This window comes from Nocardioides sp. Soil805 (assembly GCF_001429625.1).
Lineage (GTDB): Bacteria > Actinomycetota > Actinomycetes > Propionibacteriales > Nocardioidaceae > Nocardioides.
Genome location: NZ_LMSU01000001.1, coordinates 89,411 through 105,102 on the forward strand (window position 1 = coordinate 89,411; position 15,692 = coordinate 105,102).

At 72.8% G+C, this 15,692-nt stretch carries 17 protein-coding genes; 5 read left to right on the top strand and 12 right to left on the bottom strand.

Going from position 1 to position 15,692, the window contains the following annotated elements:
* The first annotated feature begins 62 nt into the window (after positions 1-62).
* The 3 genes from ASG94_RS00435 (at position 63) to ASG94_RS00445 (ending at position 3,609) form a co-directional block, all read left to right on the top strand.
* Positions 63-1,811: a PxKF domain-containing protein gene (locus tag ASG94_RS00435; RefSeq protein WP_156411363.1), complete on the top strand. Its 1,749-nt coding sequence runs from the start codon at positions 63-65 to the stop codon at positions 1,809-1,811.
* Positions 1,812-1,939: 128 nt separating this feature from the next.
* Entirely contained in the window at positions 1,940-2,491 is a 552-nt protein-coding gene (locus ASG94_RS00440; protein ID WP_082623841.1) for a SigE family RNA polymerase sigma factor, read from the top strand.
* Positions 2,488-3,609 (top strand): hypothetical protein, encoded by a 1,122-nt coding sequence (locus ASG94_RS00445; protein ID WP_056924493.1) that lies wholly within the window; start codon positions 2,488-2,490, stop codon positions 3,607-3,609. The genes ASG94_RS00440 and ASG94_RS00445 overlap by 4 nt, the downstream gene beginning before the upstream one ends.
* Before the next feature lie 33 nt (positions 3,610-3,642).
* Here ASG94_RS00445 and ASG94_RS00450 read toward each other — a convergent pair whose 3' ends face one another.
* Genes ASG94_RS00450 through ASG94_RS22285 form a run of 4 tightly spaced genes read right to left on the bottom strand, consistent with a single transcriptional unit; the run spans position 3,643 to position 8,926 of the window.
* The gene (locus tag ASG94_RS00450) at positions 3,643-5,142 is read right to left on the bottom strand and encodes an amino acid permease (protein WP_056924494.1); all 1,500 of its coding nucleotides are present in this window, start codon (positions 5,140-5,142) and stop codon (positions 3,643-3,645) included.
* A 49-nt stretch (positions 5,143-5,191) separates the two neighbouring features.
* A complete protein-coding gene (gene dxs / locus ASG94_RS00455) occupies positions 5,192-7,096 on the bottom strand; it encodes a 1-deoxy-D-xylulose-5-phosphate synthase (protein WP_056924495.1) in 1,905 nt (634 codons plus the stop codon).
* Positions 7,097-7,121: 25 nt separating this feature from the next.
* Complete coding sequence (locus tag ASG94_RS00460; protein WP_056924496.1) at positions 7,122-8,036, bottom strand: SMP-30/gluconolactonase/LRE family protein; 915 nt, start codon at positions 8,034-8,036, stop codon at positions 7,122-7,124.
* Positions 8,033-8,926 (bottom strand): NUDIX domain-containing protein, encoded by an 894-nt coding sequence (locus tag ASG94_RS22285; RefSeq protein ID WP_082623842.1) that lies wholly within the window; start codon positions 8,924-8,926, stop codon positions 8,033-8,035. Before ASG94_RS22285 ends, ASG94_RS00460 begins: the two co-directional genes overlap by 4 nt.
* Positions 8,927-9,010: 84 nt before the next feature.
* Between ASG94_RS22285 and ASG94_RS00470 the strand changes: the two genes are divergently transcribed.
* Entirely contained in the window at positions 9,011-9,589 is a 579-nt protein-coding gene (locus ASG94_RS00470; protein WP_156411364.1) for a hypothetical protein, read from the top strand.
* On the opposite strand, the gene ASG94_RS00475 is transcribed toward ASG94_RS00470, so the two are convergent.
* The 6 genes from ASG94_RS00475 to ASG94_RS00500 form a co-directional block, all read right to left on the bottom strand.
* On the bottom strand, positions 9,557-9,925 hold the full coding sequence (locus tag ASG94_RS00475) for a hypothetical protein (protein ID WP_056926190.1): 369 nt from the start codon (positions 9,923-9,925) through the stop codon (positions 9,557-9,559). The two genes, ASG94_RS00470 and ASG94_RS00475, sit on opposite strands and share 33 nt — an antisense overlap.
* 108 nt (positions 9,926-10,033) lie before the next feature.
* Positions 10,034-10,645: a GNAT family N-acetyltransferase gene (locus ASG94_RS00480; protein ID WP_056924498.1), complete on the bottom strand. Its 612-nt coding sequence runs from the start codon at positions 10,643-10,645 to the stop codon at positions 10,034-10,036.
* 4 nt (positions 10,646-10,649) lie between these two features.
* On the bottom strand, positions 10,650-11,054 hold the full coding sequence (locus ASG94_RS00485; RefSeq protein WP_056924499.1) for a YjbQ family protein: 405 nt from the start codon (positions 11,052-11,054) through the stop codon (positions 10,650-10,652).
* Entirely contained in the window at positions 11,044-11,346 is a 303-nt protein-coding gene (locus ASG94_RS00490; protein WP_056926191.1) for a thiamine-binding protein, read from the bottom strand. The genes ASG94_RS00485 and ASG94_RS00490 overlap by 11 nt, the downstream gene beginning before the upstream one ends.
* 43 nt (positions 11,347-11,389) lie before the next feature.
* Positions 11,390-11,875: a SigE family RNA polymerase sigma factor gene (locus ASG94_RS00495; RefSeq protein WP_056924500.1), complete on the bottom strand. Its 486-nt coding sequence runs from the start codon at positions 11,873-11,875 to the stop codon at positions 11,390-11,392.
* Positions 11,862-13,208, bottom strand: a complete 1,347-nt coding sequence (locus tag ASG94_RS00500; RefSeq protein ID WP_056924501.1) for a hypothetical protein — start codon at positions 13,206-13,208, stop codon at positions 11,862-11,864. Before ASG94_RS00500 ends, ASG94_RS00495 begins: the two co-directional genes overlap by 14 nt.
* A 181-nt stretch (positions 13,209-13,389) precedes the next feature.
* Between ASG94_RS00500 and ASG94_RS00505 the strand changes: the two genes are divergently transcribed.
* Positions 13,390-14,226: an alpha/beta fold hydrolase gene (locus tag ASG94_RS00505; RefSeq protein WP_056924502.1), complete on the top strand. Its 837-nt coding sequence runs from the start codon at positions 13,390-13,392 to the stop codon at positions 14,224-14,226.
* A 58-nt stretch (positions 14,227-14,284) separates the two neighbouring features.
* Here ASG94_RS00505 and ASG94_RS00510 read toward each other — a convergent pair whose 3' ends face one another.
* Entirely contained in the window at positions 14,285-14,899 is a 615-nt protein-coding gene (locus ASG94_RS00510; protein WP_056924503.1) for a DUF3105 domain-containing protein, read from the bottom strand.
* A 37-nt stretch (positions 14,900-14,936) separates the two neighbouring features.
* Complete coding sequence (locus ASG94_RS00515; RefSeq protein WP_056924504.1) at positions 14,937-15,689, bottom strand: sulfite exporter TauE/SafE family protein; 753 nt, start codon at positions 15,687-15,689, stop codon at positions 14,937-14,939.
* Positions 15,690-15,692 lie beyond the last annotated feature (3 nt).

Genomic DNA, 15,692 nt, shown 5'->3' on the forward strand with positions numbered 1-15,692 from the left:
ACAGGCCTACGGTCGCGAGGAGTGCCGTCACCAGGACGCCACACCGAGGCCGGGGGGCCCACATGCACGTACGAATCCGTCGCGTCCTCGCGACATCGGCAGTGGGGGTCCTCCTCGCTGCCGCCACGACGACCGCGGCGTACGCCGACGACGTCGCCAACACCATCGACGCCAGCGTCGACGCCGCGGCCGAGCAGATGTCGCTCACCGCCGGAGGCGTCAATGGGAGCACCACGCTCGTCGTCGCACCGGCCAACGGCGACGGCAAGTCGGGCTGCAACCTGACGGCCCAGACGACCGCGACCTTCGAGCTCAACACCTCGAACGCCGCCGCCGCGACCGTCTCGCCGGCCTCGGTGACGTTCGCGTCCTGCGGAGAGGTGAAGACCGTCACGGTCACCCCGCACGCCGCGGGCAGTGCCACGATCACGCTCAGGCAGACCGCCAACAGCTCCCAGGGCACCTTCAACGTCGCCCCGGCCACCTTCGCGGTGACGGTCTCCGCTCCCGTCGCCACCAACACGCCGCCCGTCGTCGGAGTGACCGGCTTCGCCGACGGTGCGAGCTACGAGCTCGGCGTCGACACCCTGCCCACCCCGGGCTGCTCGGTGCAGGACGCCGAGGACAGCGGAGAGTCCGCGTCGCCCACGGTGACCCCGGTGCTCGACGCACTCGGCATCGGCACCACCACCGCCACGTGCAGCTACACCGACCGCGGCGGACTCACCTCCAGCGCGTCCGCGTCGTACTCCACGGCCGACACACTGGCCCCGACGATCGAGCGTGTCTCGGTGCTGCCGGCGGCCAACGGGGCCGGCTGGAACAGCAGCCCCGTGACCGCGACGTGGGCCTGCGCCGACGCCGGCACCGGGGTCCTGTCGGAGACCGTCTCGGGGACCACCGCCGGCGAGGGCGCCTCGCTGTCCCTGACCGGTACGTGCACGGACCGTGCCGGCCACTCCGCCAGCGACACGGTCGACGGCATCGCCGTCGACCTCACCGCACCGGCGATCTCGATCGGCCGCAACCCCGCCGCCAACGCCGCCGGCTGGAACAACGGTGACGTCACCGTCGCCTGGACCTGCACCGACGAACTCTCGGGTCCCACCGACGAGGGCGGGTCGACCGTGCTGGGAGAGGGTGCCGACCAGTCCGCCTCGGGCACGTGCACCGACCTCGCCGGCAACACGGCCTCGGGCCAGGTGAGTGACGTCGACGTCGACAAGACCGCTCCCACCGTGTCCTGGACGGCTCCGATCGCCGACGGGGCCTCGTTCTACTTCGGGTCGGTGCCCTCGGCGCCCGGGTGCACGGCGTCCGACCAGCTGTCCGGGCTCTCCGGCGGGTGCTCGGTCACCGGCCACCTCACCTCGGTCGGCACGCACACGGTCACGGCCACCGCGACCGACGTGGCCGGCAACGAGTCCGCCCTGCGCAGCACCTACACGGTCCGCGCCTGGACCATCGGCGGCTTCTACAAGCCCGTCGACATGAACGGCGTGCTCAACACCGTCAAGAACGGCTCGACCGTGCCGCTCAAGTTCGAGGTCTTCGCCGGCTCCACGGAGCTCACCAGCACCAGTGCGGTGGCAGCGGTGTTCTCGGTCAAGGGCATCACCTGCCCGGGCGCGAGCACGCCCACCGACGACGTCGAGCTGACCACGACCGGTGGCACGAGCTTCCGGTACGACGCGACGGGCGGCCAGTTCGTCCAGAACTGGCAGACGCCCAAGAAGGCAGGCGCCTGCTACTCCGTCAGCACCACGACGGCCGACGGCTCCAGCGTGTCCGCCAGCTTCCAGCTGAAGTAGCACGACCAGGGGGCGAGGGGTGTCGGACCGGGCGGTCCGGCACCCCTCTCCCGTCGTCCCCGAACCTTTTGGCACAGTCGGGTCGTCATGTCGGGTGACCCACCCCGACGACTCCCCCAGGAGCCCCGATGTCCCGACGCGATCCGGCGGCCTTCGCCGAGTTCGTGGCCGCCCGGTCCGCCGCCCTGCACCGTTCGGCGTACCTCATGGTCGGCGAGCGGCAGCTCGCCCAGGACCTCCTGCAGGAGGCCCTCACCAAGACGTACGTCGCGTGGCCCACGCTGCGTGACCCGGCCAGGGCCGAGGCGTACACCCGCAAGGTGATCACCACGACCGCGATCTCCTGGTACCGCCGCAAGTCCTGGCAGGAGCGTCCCAGCGACACCATCCCGGAGCGGTCCACCGAGGAGTCCGCGGCGGGGATGGCCGACGACCAGGCCCGCCGCGACTGGGTGTGGGCCGCGCTGCAGGCCCTGCCGCCGCGCCAGCGGGCCGCCGTCGTGCTGCGTTACTACGAGGACCTCACCGAGGCTCAGACGGCCGCGGCGATGGGCTGCGCCGTCGGCACCGTCAAGAGCCAGGTGCACGCGGCCCTGGCCACCCTCCGTACGACCCTCGACTCCCACGGCGGCGAGCACCTCGAGCTGCTCCCCCACGACCTGATGGCGGTGACCCGATGACCGGAATCCTCGAGGACGTCCTGCACGACCGTGCCGACTCCCTGGCCGCGCCCGACCTCGACGTGGCCGCCATGGTCCGCGACGGTGAACGTCGGGCCCGCCGAGGACGCGTGGGGGTGATCGCGGCCGTGGCGGCTTCCGTGGCAGTGGTGGGCGCCCTCGCCGTCCCGGCAGTGCTCCCGGACCGCGAGCCCGGCTCCACGGTCGCGGTCCAGCCCCGGGCGGAACCTCTCGTCTACGCCGTGGGGACGTCCATCCACGACGGCGACACCGTGATCGACACGGGCGTCAGGATCCGCGCGCTCGTCCAGACCGAGAGCGGGTACGTCGTGAGCGATGCGGCCGGAGACGTCCTCGTCGTCTCCGGGGAGGGGACCGACCGGGTCGGACGCCTTGCCGACGGCGAGCACCCTCGCTTCCAGACCGACGGTGACCTGGTGGCGTGGGTCGACGCGAGCGACGGCGGGAGCATCGCCGCCCTGGACGTGTCGGAGGGCACGACCGTCGAGGTCGCGTTGGCGAGCTGGCCGGGCCGGACCGTCGTCGCGGGGGTCGAGCGCGAGCTCGGCGGCGCCGCCCAGGTCGCCGCCGTGGACGGGCGCACGGTCTACGTCAGCGACCGGCGCGGCGTGCTCGCCTGGGACCCCTTCGGGTCGGGAGGGACGTCCCTGGTCGCCGGCCCCGACGGCGCCGAGGTGGAGGTCGTGGACGTCCAGAACGGCGTGTTCGCCTACCACGTGCGCGGCGGCACGCCGGCGGCCAAGACCGAGGAGTTCCGGGTCGGCACCGACCTGCGCACCGGACGGGTCCTCCCCGTCTGGGGCGGTCGGCTCTCCCCCGACGGGGGGCACCTGATCTCCGAGACCGCCGACGTCAACCACGTCTACGACACCGCAGACGGCCGGCGGCTGCCGTTCGACGAGGGTGGCTACGCGTTCCTGGTGGGTTACCGGTGGCTGGACGAGGACACCTACGCCGGCCTCGGGCTGGCGACGATGGAGTCGACGACCCCGGACCTCCTCACCTGCGAGGTCGCCACCGGCGCCTGCACCCTCGCGGTCGGGCGTCCGGCCTCCGTCGAGGACGGACTCGTCCTGCCGATCTCCGAGGGCTGGTGAGGGGCGGTCCGACCGGACCGGGCGACCAGGTCCTCAGCTGCTCGCGCGCTCCGATGCCCGCTCGGCGCGCGCGAGCCGGCTGTGGGTGCGCCCGTAGGCGGCGTAGACGACCAACCCGATGGCCATCCAGATGAAGAACCGCACCCACGTCTCGCCGATCAGGTTGAGCATCAGGTAGCCGCACAGCAGCACCGACAGCGTCGCCACGACGTACACCGCAGGGGTGCGGAAGGCCCGCGGCAGGTCCGGGCGGGTGCGCCGCAGCACCAGCACGCCGACCGAGACGAGCATGAACGCGAACAGGGTGCCGATGCTCACCAGGTCACCCAGCGTCGCGAAGTCGACGAAGCCCGCCAGCAGGGCGACGCCGGTGCCGGTGATGGCCGTCATGACGTACGGCGTGCCGAAGCGCGGGTGCACCTTGGCGAGGGCCGGGGGCAGCAGGCCGTCGCGGGCCATCGCGAAGGCCACCCGGGTCTGGCCCAGCATCAGGATGAGCACGACGACGGTCAGCCCGATGGTGGCGCCGACGGCGATGATGTTGCCGATCCACTCCACGCCGACCTTGTCGAAGGCGGTCGCGAGGGGCGCCGGGTCGTTGGGGTCGATGTCGCGGTAGTCCTGCATGCCCGTGATCACCAGGCAGACCGCGATGTAGAGCACGGTGACGATCGCGAGCGAGCCGAGGATGCCGATCGGCACGTTCTTCTGGGGGTTGCGGGTCTCCTCCGCGGTGGTGGCGACGACGTCGAAGCCGATGAAGGCGAAGAACACGATCGCGGCGCCGGCGATGACGCCGGCGACGCCGAACACCGCCGGCTCGAGGCCGAAGATGCTGCTGATGAGCGGGGTCTTCCAGAAGCCGCCCTCGGCGCCGCCGGTGGGCTCGCTCGGCGGGATGAAGGGGCTGTAGTTGGCGGTGTTGACGTACGTGACGCCGACGACGATGACCAGCGCGACCACGGCGAGCTTGATGGCCACGACGATCTGGTTGACCCGGCTCGAGAGCTTGACGCCGCCGATGAGCACCCCGGCCACCAGCAGCGCGATGATCATCGCGGGCAGGTCCACCACCCCCTCGGCGGCGGAGCCGATCGACGCCGGGACCTCGAAGGGCGTGCCCTCCAGCACGTTCTGGAGGTAGCCCGAGAAGCCCACCGACAGCGCCGAGGCACCCACGGTGAACTCCAGCACCAGGTCCCAGCCGATGATCCAGGCGACCAGCTCACCGAACGTCGCGTAGCTGAAGGTGTACGCCGAGCCGGCCACCGGCACGGTGGAGGCGAACTCGGCGTAGCAGAGCGCGGCCAGCGCACAGGCCGCGCCGGCGATGGCGAAGGAGATCGCGATGGCGGGGCCGGCGTTGGTGGCGGCCACCACGCCGGTGTAGACGAAGATGCCGGCGCCGATGATGACGCCGACGCCGAAGATCGTCAGGTCGAGGGCGCCGAGGTTCTTCTTGAGCCGGTGCTCCGGCTCCTCGGTCTCGGCGATGGACTGCTCGACAGACTTCGTCCGGAAGAGGCTGCTCATCCGGGCAACCTACCGAGCGCGGACGGCTACTGGCGAGTCATCCGGCGCGTCAGCCCGGCTGGTGGGCGTCCACGGACACCCGGCCGTCGTCGTGCGCCGTCACGTCCTCGACGATGCCCCGCGCGATGGTCTGGGCGTCGAGGCCGATGCGGGCCAGGATCACGTCGCGCTTGGCGTGGTCGAGGAACTCCTGCGGGATGCCGTGCAGCCGGAACGGCGTCGTGACGCCCGCGTCGTTGAGCGTCTGGAGCAGCGTCGCGCCGCACCCGCCCACACGGCCGTTGTCCTCCACGCTGACGACGAGCTTGTGCCGGCGGGCCAGCTCGACGATCGCGGGGTCGACCGGCTTGACCCACCGCGGGTCGACGACGGTGACGCCGATGCCCTGGGCGGTGAGCCGCGCGGCCACGTCGACGGCGACGGTGCACATGGACCCGACAGCCACCACCAGCACGTCCTGCTCACCCGTGCGCACGAGCACGTCGGCGCCCCCGGCCTTCTCGATCGTGTCGATGTCCTCGGGCGGCGGGCCCTTGGGGAAGCGCACCACGGTCGGGGCGTCGGAGACGTCGACCGCCTCGTCGAGCAGCTCCCGCAGCCGGGTGACGTCACGGGGTGCGGCGAGGCGCAGGCCGGGCACCACCTGGAGGATCGACATGTCCCACATGCCGTTGTGGCTGGCGCCGTCGTCACCGGTCACGCCGGAGCGGTCGAGCACGAAGGTGACCCCGCAGCGGTGCAGCGCACAGTCCATCAGGACCTGGTCGAAGGCACGGTTGAGGAAGGTCGCGTAGACCGCGAACACCGGGTGCAGCCCGCCCATGGCGAGGCCGGCGGCCGACGTGGTCGCGTGCTGCTCGGCGATGCCCACGTCGAAGGTGCGCTCGGGGAACCTCGCCGCGAACGTGTCGAGCCCGACCGGGTGCATCATCGCTGCGGTGATGGCCACGACGTCCTTGCGGCGCTCCCCGACCTCGACGATCGCGTCGGAGAAGTGGTCGGTCCAGATGCGTCCCTTGGGCTTCTCCGCGCCGGTCTGGACGTCGAAGGGCCCGGGCGCGTGGAACTGGTCGGCCTCGTGCCGCTCGGCGGGGTCGTAGCCGTAGCCCTTGCGGGTGATCGCGTGCACGATGACCGGCCCGCCGAAGCGCTTGGCGCGCCCCAGCGCGTTCTCCATGGCCGCCCGGTCGTGGCCGTCGACGGGGCCGACGTACTTGAGGCCGAGGTCCTCGAAGAGGCCCTGGGGCGCGAGGGCGTCCTTCATCCCCTTCTTGACCGCGTGCAGGGCGTCGTACGCCGCGTGGCCGATGCCGGGGACGGCGTTGAGCCGGCGCTTGACGACCTCGAGGACGCGTTCGTACTGCGGGTCGGTGCGCAGCGTGGTGAGCGCGGTGGCCAGCCCGCCGATGGTCGGGGTGTAGGAGCGGCCGTTGTCGTTGACCACGATGACGAGCCGGCTCTGGGGGTTGATCGCGATGTTGTTGAGCGCCTCCCAGGCCATGCCGCCGGTGAGGGCTCCGTCGCCGATGACCGCCACGACGTGGCGGTCCTGGCCCTGGATGGCGTAGGCCTTGGCCAGCCCGTCGGCGTACGACAGGGCGGTCGAGGCGTGGGAGTTCTCCACGATGTCGTGCTCGGACTCGGCCTGGCTCGGGTAGCCGCTGACGCCACCCTCCTTGCGGAGCGTGCCGAAGGCCTCCCGGCGACCGGTGACGAGCTTGTGGACGTAGGACTGGTGGCCGGTGTCGAAGACGACGCGGTCGTGCGGGCTCTCGAAGACCCGGTGGATCGCGAGCGTGAGCTCGACGACGCCCAGGTTGGGGCCGAGGTGGCCGCTGTTGGTGGCCACGGTCCGGATCATCAGGTCCCGGATCTCCGCCGCCAGCTCGGTGAGCTGCTCGTCGCTGAGCCCGCGGAGGTCCTGCGGGGACGTGATCGACTCGAGATGACCCATGGCGCGCAGTCTATCGACGCCCCTGTCAGCCCACGTCGTGGACCGCCACGGCCGGCTCGTGGAGGCTGCCCATCCAGACCCGTCCCGCGTGCTCCCGCACCCCGGTCACCATGTGGTAGCCGGGCTCGTCCAGGTCGACGTCGTGGACCAGCGCCCCCTGGTCGTCGTACGCCTGGACCCGGATCGTCCGCTTCGGCTTCGGCTGGAGGCGCTCGGGGATCATCGTGACCGCCTTGCGGACGGGCAGCGGCGCCCTCTGCAGCCGCTCGACCAAGGGGTCCACCGGGCTGGCGATGGTCACCCAGATCAGGCCGTCGCTGCCACGGGCGATGTTGTCGGGGTAGCCGGGCAGGTCGTCCACCAGCAGGTCGCGCTCACCGGCACGCGGGCCGACGAGCCAGTGGCGTACGACGGTGCGCGCACCGGTCTCGGCGACCGCGACGAACCGCTCGTCGATGCTGAGCGCGACCCCGTTGGCGAAGGCGAGCCCGTCGAGCACGACCACGACGGTGCCGTCCGGGTCGCGGCGCAGCAGCCGGCCGGTGCGGGTGTCCTGGACGAAGTCGTCCTTCCACTGCTCGACGCCGTAGCGGGTGGAGGAGTCGCTGAACCAGATGGTGCCGTCGCCGGCGATGGCGGCGTTGTTGCAGAAGCGCATGGGGACGCCGTCGACCTGCGTGGTGAGCGTCTCGACCGTCCCGTCCGCCACGTGCACCACCAGGAGGCCGCGGTGGGCGTCGCAGACCAGCAGGTCACCGTCGGCGAAGAGCTCGAGCCCCAGCGGTCGACCGCCGGTCTGCGCGACCCTCTCGACGCGTTGGCCGTCGGGGCTGAGGCGGAAGATCGAGCCGTCCTCGGTGCCGGTGTAGACGTGCCCGTCGGGGGCGACGACGACGTCCTCGGCGCCGGGGCCGGGGACCGGGTGCACGGTGAAGGTCATGGGTTCTCCTGCGCTGTCGGGTCGGGCACGGGTCGGGTGAGGCGTCGGTAGACGTCGGAGTCGAGGAAGGCCGGCACGATGTCGGCCGCCGCGCTGCTCAGGTCGAGGCCGCGGGCCCGCTCGGGCTCGACGAAGACGATCCGGCGACCCTCGTGGCACTCGATGTCGGCGTCGGCGAGGTCGGTCGCGGCGGCGAAGACCTGCATCCGGTCGAAGGTGCCGTAGGCGTGCCGGTGGTCCACGACGAACTCGCCGAAGAGCTCGAGCGCACCGGGGGCGAGACGGACCCCCGTCTCCTCCTCCAGCTCGCGGTACGCACCCGGCGCGAAGTCCTCGCCGGGATCGAGGTGACCGCCGGGCAGTCCCCACTTCTCGGGGTCGATGCGCGGGTGCTCGTCGCGTTCCTGCAGCAGCAGCCGGCCGCGACGGTCCACGAGGAGCACGCCGGCGAAGAGGTGGGCGGAGCCGTCGCCGGGCGTCTCGTCGCGCCACCGCAGCACGCGCGGGAGGACCATCGCCGTGCCCTGGTGCAGGTCCAGCGCGGCGATCGTCGACGGATCGACGAACACCACCCGCCGTCCCTCCCCGCACACCAGGTCGGCGTCCGTCACGTCCAGGCGGACCGCGAACAGCTCGAACTCGTCGTCACCCCCGCACGAGTCACTGCGGAAGCGGGTGGTCCCGAGCGACGCGAGCTCGTCGGGCGCGACGACCAGCCCGGTCTCCTCGGCCAGCTCCCGGACGGCGGCGGCGCGGAAGTCCTCCCCGTCCTCGAGGTCGCCACCGGGGAGTCCCCAGCGCTCGGGGTCGTGCGGCGCGTGCTCGTCGCGCTCCTGCATCAGCAGCCACCCCCGGCTGTCGAGGACGGCCACGTCGGCGAAGGTGTGCATGATCGCGACCCTAGCGACGAGGACCGGGCAGGTGCCCGACCTGGGGCATGACAGGGACGCGTCACCCGCGGCACCATGGGGACCATGGCTACCCGGGGGACGAGGGCCCTGCAGGCCGGGCGCGTGTCGGTGTCGTTCACCGTGCTCGCCGCCGCGACGGCGATCGCGGCAGGCACGGCCGTGGCGCTGCTTGGCTTCGTCTTCCCGGACCTCGGCGACGACGCTGCGGAGGCAGGGTCCGTCCCGTCCCGGGTCGACCGGGTGGCCGACCTGCCGATCCTGCCCACCGTGCTGGTGGCCGTCGCCCTCGTCCTGGCCCTCGCCTCCGCCGCGCTGGTGCTCTCCGCTTCGCGCACACGCCCCGAGGTGGTGCAGTGCGTCCTGCTGGTCGCCGGCCCCCTCGTCGTGCTCGCCGGTGCCGCGGTGGTGCCCCATGTGGTGACCCCGTGCTTGGCCGGTGAGGTGCCGACGGTGTGCGAGGCGGACGGGCAGGGCGGCTTCGACTTCCCGCGCACGGTCCACCCGCTCGGCCACGCACTGCTGGGCTGGGTGCCGCTCACGATCCTGTACGTCTGGACCCTGAGGCGCTGGTGGCCCGCCGTGCTCCCCCGCTGGGTGCCCGGTCGGTCGTCAGAGCCGCGCGACGTAGCGGCGTCCGCGTAGCGCCTCCTCCACGAGCCCGACCGCCCGCCGGGTCGACTGGAGACGGGCGTCGTCGAGCTGGAAGGTCTGGACGGCGGCATCGACCACCTCCAGGGACGCCACGTCCTTGAGGTCGGCCCGGATCTGGCTCAGGCCCCGACGACAGGCGGCCTGCTGGGCCTCGACGTGCAGCACGGCGAAGCGGGCGAGCACCACGACGTGCCGGCGCAGTCCGGGATAGCGCCGGTACTCCGCCGGGCACAGGTCCAGCAGCCAGCTCGCCGCGGTGGTCTCCCAGTCCGGCGCGTCCGGCGGGCGGACCTCACGGGGCCAGCCGGGGGGCGCGACGGATCTCATGGGCACCATCGTCCCTCGAACACCTGTTCGATGCAATCCGGGCGGCAGCGTCCCGCACCACACCGGCGGGGAGACCGTGCCGAACCGACCCTGTGGTCGACGGGTGGCTCAGGAGGGCGGTGGAAACTCGCGCGCCAACAGCTCCTCGAGGAACGCCAGGTCGGGGTCGCGCAGGCCCGCGGAGTCATGGCGCCACCAGACCTCCGGGTAGACGACGCGGCCGGCCATCCACTCCTCGAAGCCCGCGTGCAGCACCACCTGGAAGGCGGCATCCGGGGTACGCCGTGACGGCGCCTCCAACCCGTGCGTGCTGCCGCGCGAGAAGCCCCGCCTGCCGTAGAACGCCGGGCTGCCCTCCAGGAGGAGCGCCGGCCCACCGAGCTCCTCGGACGCGCGCACGGCCGCGGTCACGAGCGCCGTGCCGATCCCCTGTCCCTGCGCGTCGGGCGCCGTGCTGAGCGGGCTCAGCATCGCCGCGTCGACGAGCGTGCGTCGGGCATCGATCCAGCAGCGGCTGACCCCGACGTGCCCGACGACGCGGTCCTCCGCGACGGCCACCACCTCGGCCAGCACGTGCCCGCTCGCGCGGACGTCCGGCCACAACGCCCCGACCTTCTCGCCGCCGGCCGGGTCCTCGGCCCCGAAGGCGTCCCGGATCACCCGGTCGATGCCCTCGTGGTCGTCCTCGGTCGCGGCACGCAGCTCGATCGCCTCGACCACGACCTCATCCCGCCAGGAACGAGTAGCGCACGTCGCGGACGGTGTTGTCGACGTTGAGGTCGACCAGACAGATGCTCTGCCACGTGCCGAGGGCGAGCTCGCCACCGAGGACGGGCACGGAGCAGTACGGCGGCACCAGGGCCGGCATCACGTGCGAGCGCCCGTGCCCCGGCGACCCGTGCCGGTGCCGCCAGCGGTCGTCGGCCGGGAGCAGGTCACCCAGGGCCGCGAGGAGGTCGTCGTCCGATCCGGCACCGGTCTCCAGGATCGCCAGCCCGGCGGTGGCGTGCGGGACGAAGACGTGGAGCAGACCGTCGCCCCGCCCGTCCACGAAGGACGCGGCGTCGGGGGTCAGGTCGAGGACGACCTCGTCGCCACCGGTCCGGTAGGAACGCACCTCACTCTCCACGCAGCGCCTCCTCGATGCGCTCGACCTTGGCGGTGAGCTGCCCGTCGTACCCGGGCCGGATGTCGGCCTTGAGCACGAGGCCGACCCGCGGGGACGCCTCGGCGACGACGTCGACGGCCCGCTTGACCACGGCCATCACCTCGTCCCACTCCCCCTCGACGGTGGTGAACATGGCGTCGGTCCGGTGGGGCAGCCCGGACTCGCGCACCACGCGCACGGCGGCGGCGACCGCCTCGGTGACCGACCCGCTCGGGTCGCTGGACGTCGGAGAGATCGAGAAGGCAACGAGCATGACGCCACCGTACGACGCAGGCACCCGGCGCTCGCTCCGCGTGTCAGGTCCGCTCGACCGACTCGCGCGCCAGCCCAGAGCGCAACCGGGCCAGGGCATCGCGGGCATGCGACTTGACCGTGCCGACGGAGATGCCGAGCAGGTCAGCCGTCTCGGCCTCGGTGCGGTCCTCGTAGTAGCGCAGCACCACCACTGCCCGCTGGCGCGGCGCGAGCCCGGCCAGGGCAGCGCGCACCCAGAGCAGCTCGTCGTGGTCGGACGCCTCGGCGAGCACCTCGGGCAGCGCGTCGGACGTGACCTCCCGCCACCGCCGGCGCCGCCAGCGGGAGATGTTCTCCCGCACGAGGACACGGCGGACGTAGGGCTCGGGGTCGTCGGCGATCTTGCGCCAGTGCGGCACCACCTTGACCAGCGCCGTCTGCACGAGGTCCTCCGCGTCCTGGGCGTGCCCGGTCAGCAGGTAGGCGGTGCGCAGCAACGCGGCCTGGCGGGCCACCACGAATGCCTCGAACGAGTCAGGAGCGGTCACGACGACGCCTCACCGCCAGCCCCGCACGGACGAGCAGCAGGACCGCCCCGGCGAGGGCGAGCCCGACGAGCCGGTGGTCAGGGGCGAAGGGTGCGTCCGGCGCGTCCACCACGTCGGCGGACCAGACCCCGGACGCGAAGCTGTCGGGCACGTTGCCGTGGAACTCCGCGAGGGGCCCGAGGACATCTCCCGAGCGGACGTCCACGACCTGCGCGATCACGCGCTGCGTGCCGTCCGACGTGGCGGTCGCGTCGACCAGCACCTCGGTCGGCCCCCGCCAGCCGAGCACGGACCAGGCCAGCACGTCTCCCACCGGCGCGAGAAGGACCGCGCCGGTGTCGGCGTCCACCTCTCCCACCAGGACCGGGTGCGGGGCGTCGTCGTACACGGACGGGTCCTCGTGCAGCACCCCGGCGAGCAGGCCCGACGGGCTGAGGGCAGGGGTTGTGCTCTGCTGGAACAGGAGGTCCTGGTCGAACGAGATCCTGCGGGCGACCTCGTCCCCCACGAGCAGGCGCAGCGACCCGGCCCGCCCGGGCACCAGCGCCCCACCGGGCGCGCTGCCGCTCGCGTACATCGATACTCCCACGCCCTCCGGGGTCCCGCGATCGTCCGACCTCGGCTCCCACGTGTGCACCACCAGGCGTGCCGAGCTCTGGCCATCGCGTTCCTCGTCCGTGCCACCCGTGGAGAAGTCCCCGCCGACCCACCACAGCACCTCTCCGGCCCACACCAGACCGGCGGTCATGAGGCCGTGCGGGGTCCCGGTGTCCCAGCGCTGGACGTCCCCCGTGACCAGGTCGAGCACGGCCACGCCCACGGCCGGTTCCGCGTCGCCCTGGACGATCGGTTCGTCGGCGGTCGCCCCGGTGTACCAGTAGGCGAGCTGCCGACCGTCCTCCGACAGCGCCGGGTCGGCCTCCGACCCGACGACCGCGTCGGGCAGGTCGAGGAAGCGGGACTCCCCCGTCGTGCCGGAGACCCCCCACCAGGCGTTCCGCTCGGTGAGCAGGCCACCCCTGACGCCGGGACCGACGGCGGCCAGTGGCCCGGGCGGCCCGTCGAAGGCGGGCTCCCAGGCACCGGGCTGGCGGAACACGTCCGGGAGCCGGAGCTCCGCCGACGGGGTCGCCACCTCGACGCGTCCCGGCGCGAGCACCGGGTCCGCCACGACACCCCCGACCACGGCGACCACGACGAGCGCCCCCACCCCGGCGAGCCACTGGCGGGCCTGGCGCCGCCGACCGCGACGCCAGAGGTCCGCGGGCGCGCCCAGCTCGCGCGGCGCCTCGTCGGAGAGCCGCTCGAGCCGGTCCTTCACGTGCATGGTCATTGGGGGTGCTCCTGGGTCCGGGAAAGCCTCACACGTCCACACGCCACGAGCAGGGCATCCGGAGGGGTGGCGCCGCGAGATTTCTGCCGGGCACCCGCACGGGTGGAACACCCGCGCACCGGGCGTGCCTACGTTGGCTGGACAGGCGCCCGGACCGGGCGCCACGACGAGAGGAACAGACGTGGCAGAGGTCACCGCCAGCTCCGGACTGCTCGGCAAGACGAAGGTGCACGTGGACGACACCGGCGGCAGCGGCCGTCCGGTCGTCCTGATCCACGGCTGGCCGCTGTCGGCCGAGTCGTGGAGCGAGCAGGTCGGCCCGCTGCGCGACGCGGGCTACCGCGTCGTCGCCTACGACCGCCGCGGCTTCGGCCGCAGCGACAAGCCCTCCGGCGGCTACGACTACGACACGCTCGCCGACGACCTCGACGGCGTGCTGTCCGAGCTCGAGCTGACCGACGTCACGCTCGTGGGCTTCTCGATGGGCGGCGGCGAGGTCGCCCGGTACGTCGCGAGGCACGGCCAGGAGCGGCTCCACTCGGTGGTCTTCGCCGCCGCCGTCCCGCCGTACCTCCTCCAGACCGACGACAACCCGGACGGACCGCTGACCAAGGACGCGGCCGCCGAGATGGAGCAGGGCCTCGAGGACGACCGCACGAGCTTCTTCGACGGGTTCACGAAGGACTTCTTCTCCGTCGACGGGGAGCTCAAGGTCACCGAGGAGCAGCGCCAGGACGCCATCGGGCTGAGCCACCAGAGCGACCAGAAGGCCGCGCTGGGCTGCATGGAGGCGTTCGGTACGACGGACTTCCGCGACGACCTCACGAAGGTCACGGTGCCCACCCTGGTCATCCACGGTGACGGCGACGCCACCGTGCCCTTCGACGGCTCGGGCAGGCGCACCCACGAGGCGATCCCCGGCTCCGAGCTGGTCGTCGTCGAGGGCGCGCCGCACGGCCTCAACGTCAGCCACGCGACGGAGTTCAACCGGGCGCTGCTGGACTTCCTCGCCCGCTGACACCCGCCGCTGACATGACCCGCGTGCACCCCGGCCACCGGACGGTGCGTCCCTGAGCTCAGGCCCCGATGCCCGGCTCCGGCACCGCACCGGTCGGGTCCGGGGTGCCGCCGTTGCAGGTCACGCCGAACTCCGGCGCGGTGTGGCCGTCGCCGTACTCCTCGAGGAAGAGGCGCAACCGCGGGTCGCGCGCCCCGTCGAGCGCCAGCTGCGCTCCCCACACGGTGACCACGACCGGGGAGGGCAGGTCCTCGCGCGGCGACATGATGCCGTTGTCGGGCAGCTGCTCCGCCAGCTCCTCGAGGTCGCGCCCGGTCAGCGACGGGTCGTGGGTGATCCACACCGTCCCGTGCTCGAGGTCGTGCACGGCGTTCTCGTCGCGCACCGGCTCGTCGTAGACCCCGCAGTCGAGCCAGACGGGTGCGTGCGGTCCCCCGGCAGGCGGAGTCTGCGGGTAGTCGACGTCGTCGTCGGTGTGCCGGGTGTCCTCGATCTTCCAGGTCCGTACGTCGCCCAGGTCGACCGCGGCGGCCTCGTAGCCGGCGACGCGGGCGATCAGCGGCGCGGCCAGCGCCCCTCCGAGCAGCACCAGGGACACGACGACCGACAGCACCAGGAGGACCGGCGAGCGGCGTGCCGTCCGGTCGTCGTTCTCGGCCTCGGTCTCGCTCACCGCGTCAGGCTACGGGGGCGCCGGAAGGCGCGAGGACTCACCCGACCAGCGAGCGCACCAAGAGCACGACCGCCGAGACCGCGCACAGGGCCAGGACCCCGCGCCGGAACTGCTCGCGGGGCAGCCGGTGGTTGGCCAGGCTGCCCAGCGGGAACGCCACCGCGAGCAGCGGCAGGTAGGCGAGCGCGAGGGCCATCGAGGACCGGGGCAGCTCCCCCGCCACCGCGAACCACACGACGCTCATCACCGAGCCCACGACGAAGAACAGCGACAGCGTGCCGCGCACCTCCCGCGGCGGGCGGTGCGCCATGACGATGGCCATCGGTGGCCCGCCGACGGCCACCGCGGTGCCGGCCGTGCCGGCGACGAAGCCGGCTCCGACGAGGGTGGCGGGCGTCTGCCGGACCTCGACGGTGTGCAGGGCCAGTGCCACCGCGACCAGGACCATCACGGCGACGGCGACCCCGAGCCAGCGACCGGCGATGGTGCTCACCAGCCAGACGCCGAGCAGGGTGCCGGGCACCCGGGCGGGCAGCGCCCACGCGATCACCCGCCAGTCGATGTGGCGCCGCTCGACCACCAGCACGGCGGTCGAGATGGGCACGGCGAGCAGCAGCAGCAGGGTCGGGACCAGCTGCGGCTCCAGCAGCGCGATCAGCGGTGCACCGAGCAGGCCCAGTCCCAGCCCGATGGTCGCCTGCACGAAGGCCCCGGCCAGGACGATCACCCCGATCAGGACGATCGTCCAGACCGGTACGCCGACCCAGGTGGACGCGAGGAGCGCGCTCACCCG

Bases quoted from the DNA above. Each gene is read 5' to 3' on its own strand.
- ASG94_RS00435 (WP_156411363.1), top strand. From the start codon at position 63: ATGCACGTACGAATCCGTCGCGTCCTCGCGACATCGGCAGTGGGGGTC.
- ASG94_RS00440 (WP_082623841.1), top strand. From the start codon at position 1,940: ATGTCCCGACGCGATCCGGCGGCCTTCGCCGAGTTCGTGGCCGCCCGG.
- ASG94_RS00445 (WP_056924493.1), top strand. From the start codon at position 2,488: ATGACCGGAATCCTCGAGGACGTCCTGCACGACCGTGCCGACTCCCTG.
- ASG94_RS00450 (WP_056924494.1), bottom strand. From the start codon at position 5,142: ATGAGCAGCCTCTTCCGGACGAAGTCTGTCGAGCAGTCCATCGCCGAG.
- dxs (WP_056924495.1), bottom strand. From the start codon at position 7,096: ATGGGTCATCTCGAGTCGATCACGTCCCCGCAGGACCTCCGCGGGCTC.
- ASG94_RS00460 (WP_056924496.1), bottom strand. From the start codon at position 8,036: ATGACCTTCACCGTGCACCCGGTCCCCGGCCCCGGCGCCGAGGACGTC.
- ASG94_RS22285 (WP_082623842.1), bottom strand. From the start codon at position 8,926: ATGCACACCTTCGCCGACGTGGCCGTCCTCGACAGCCGGGGGTGGCTG.
- ASG94_RS00470 (WP_156411364.1), top strand. From the start codon at position 9,011: ATGGCTACCCGGGGGACGAGGGCCCTGCAGGCCGGGCGCGTGTCGGTG.
- ASG94_RS00475 (WP_056926190.1), bottom strand. From the start codon at position 9,925: ATGAGATCCGTCGCGCCCCCCGGCTGGCCCCGTGAGGTCCGCCCGCCG.
- ASG94_RS00490 (WP_056926191.1), bottom strand. From the start codon at position 11,346: ATGCTCGTTGCCTTCTCGATCTCTCCGACGTCCAGCGACCCGAGCGGG.
- ASG94_RS00500 (WP_056924501.1), bottom strand. From the start codon at position 13,208: ATGACCATGCACGTGAAGGACCGGCTCGAGCGGCTCTCCGACGAGGCG.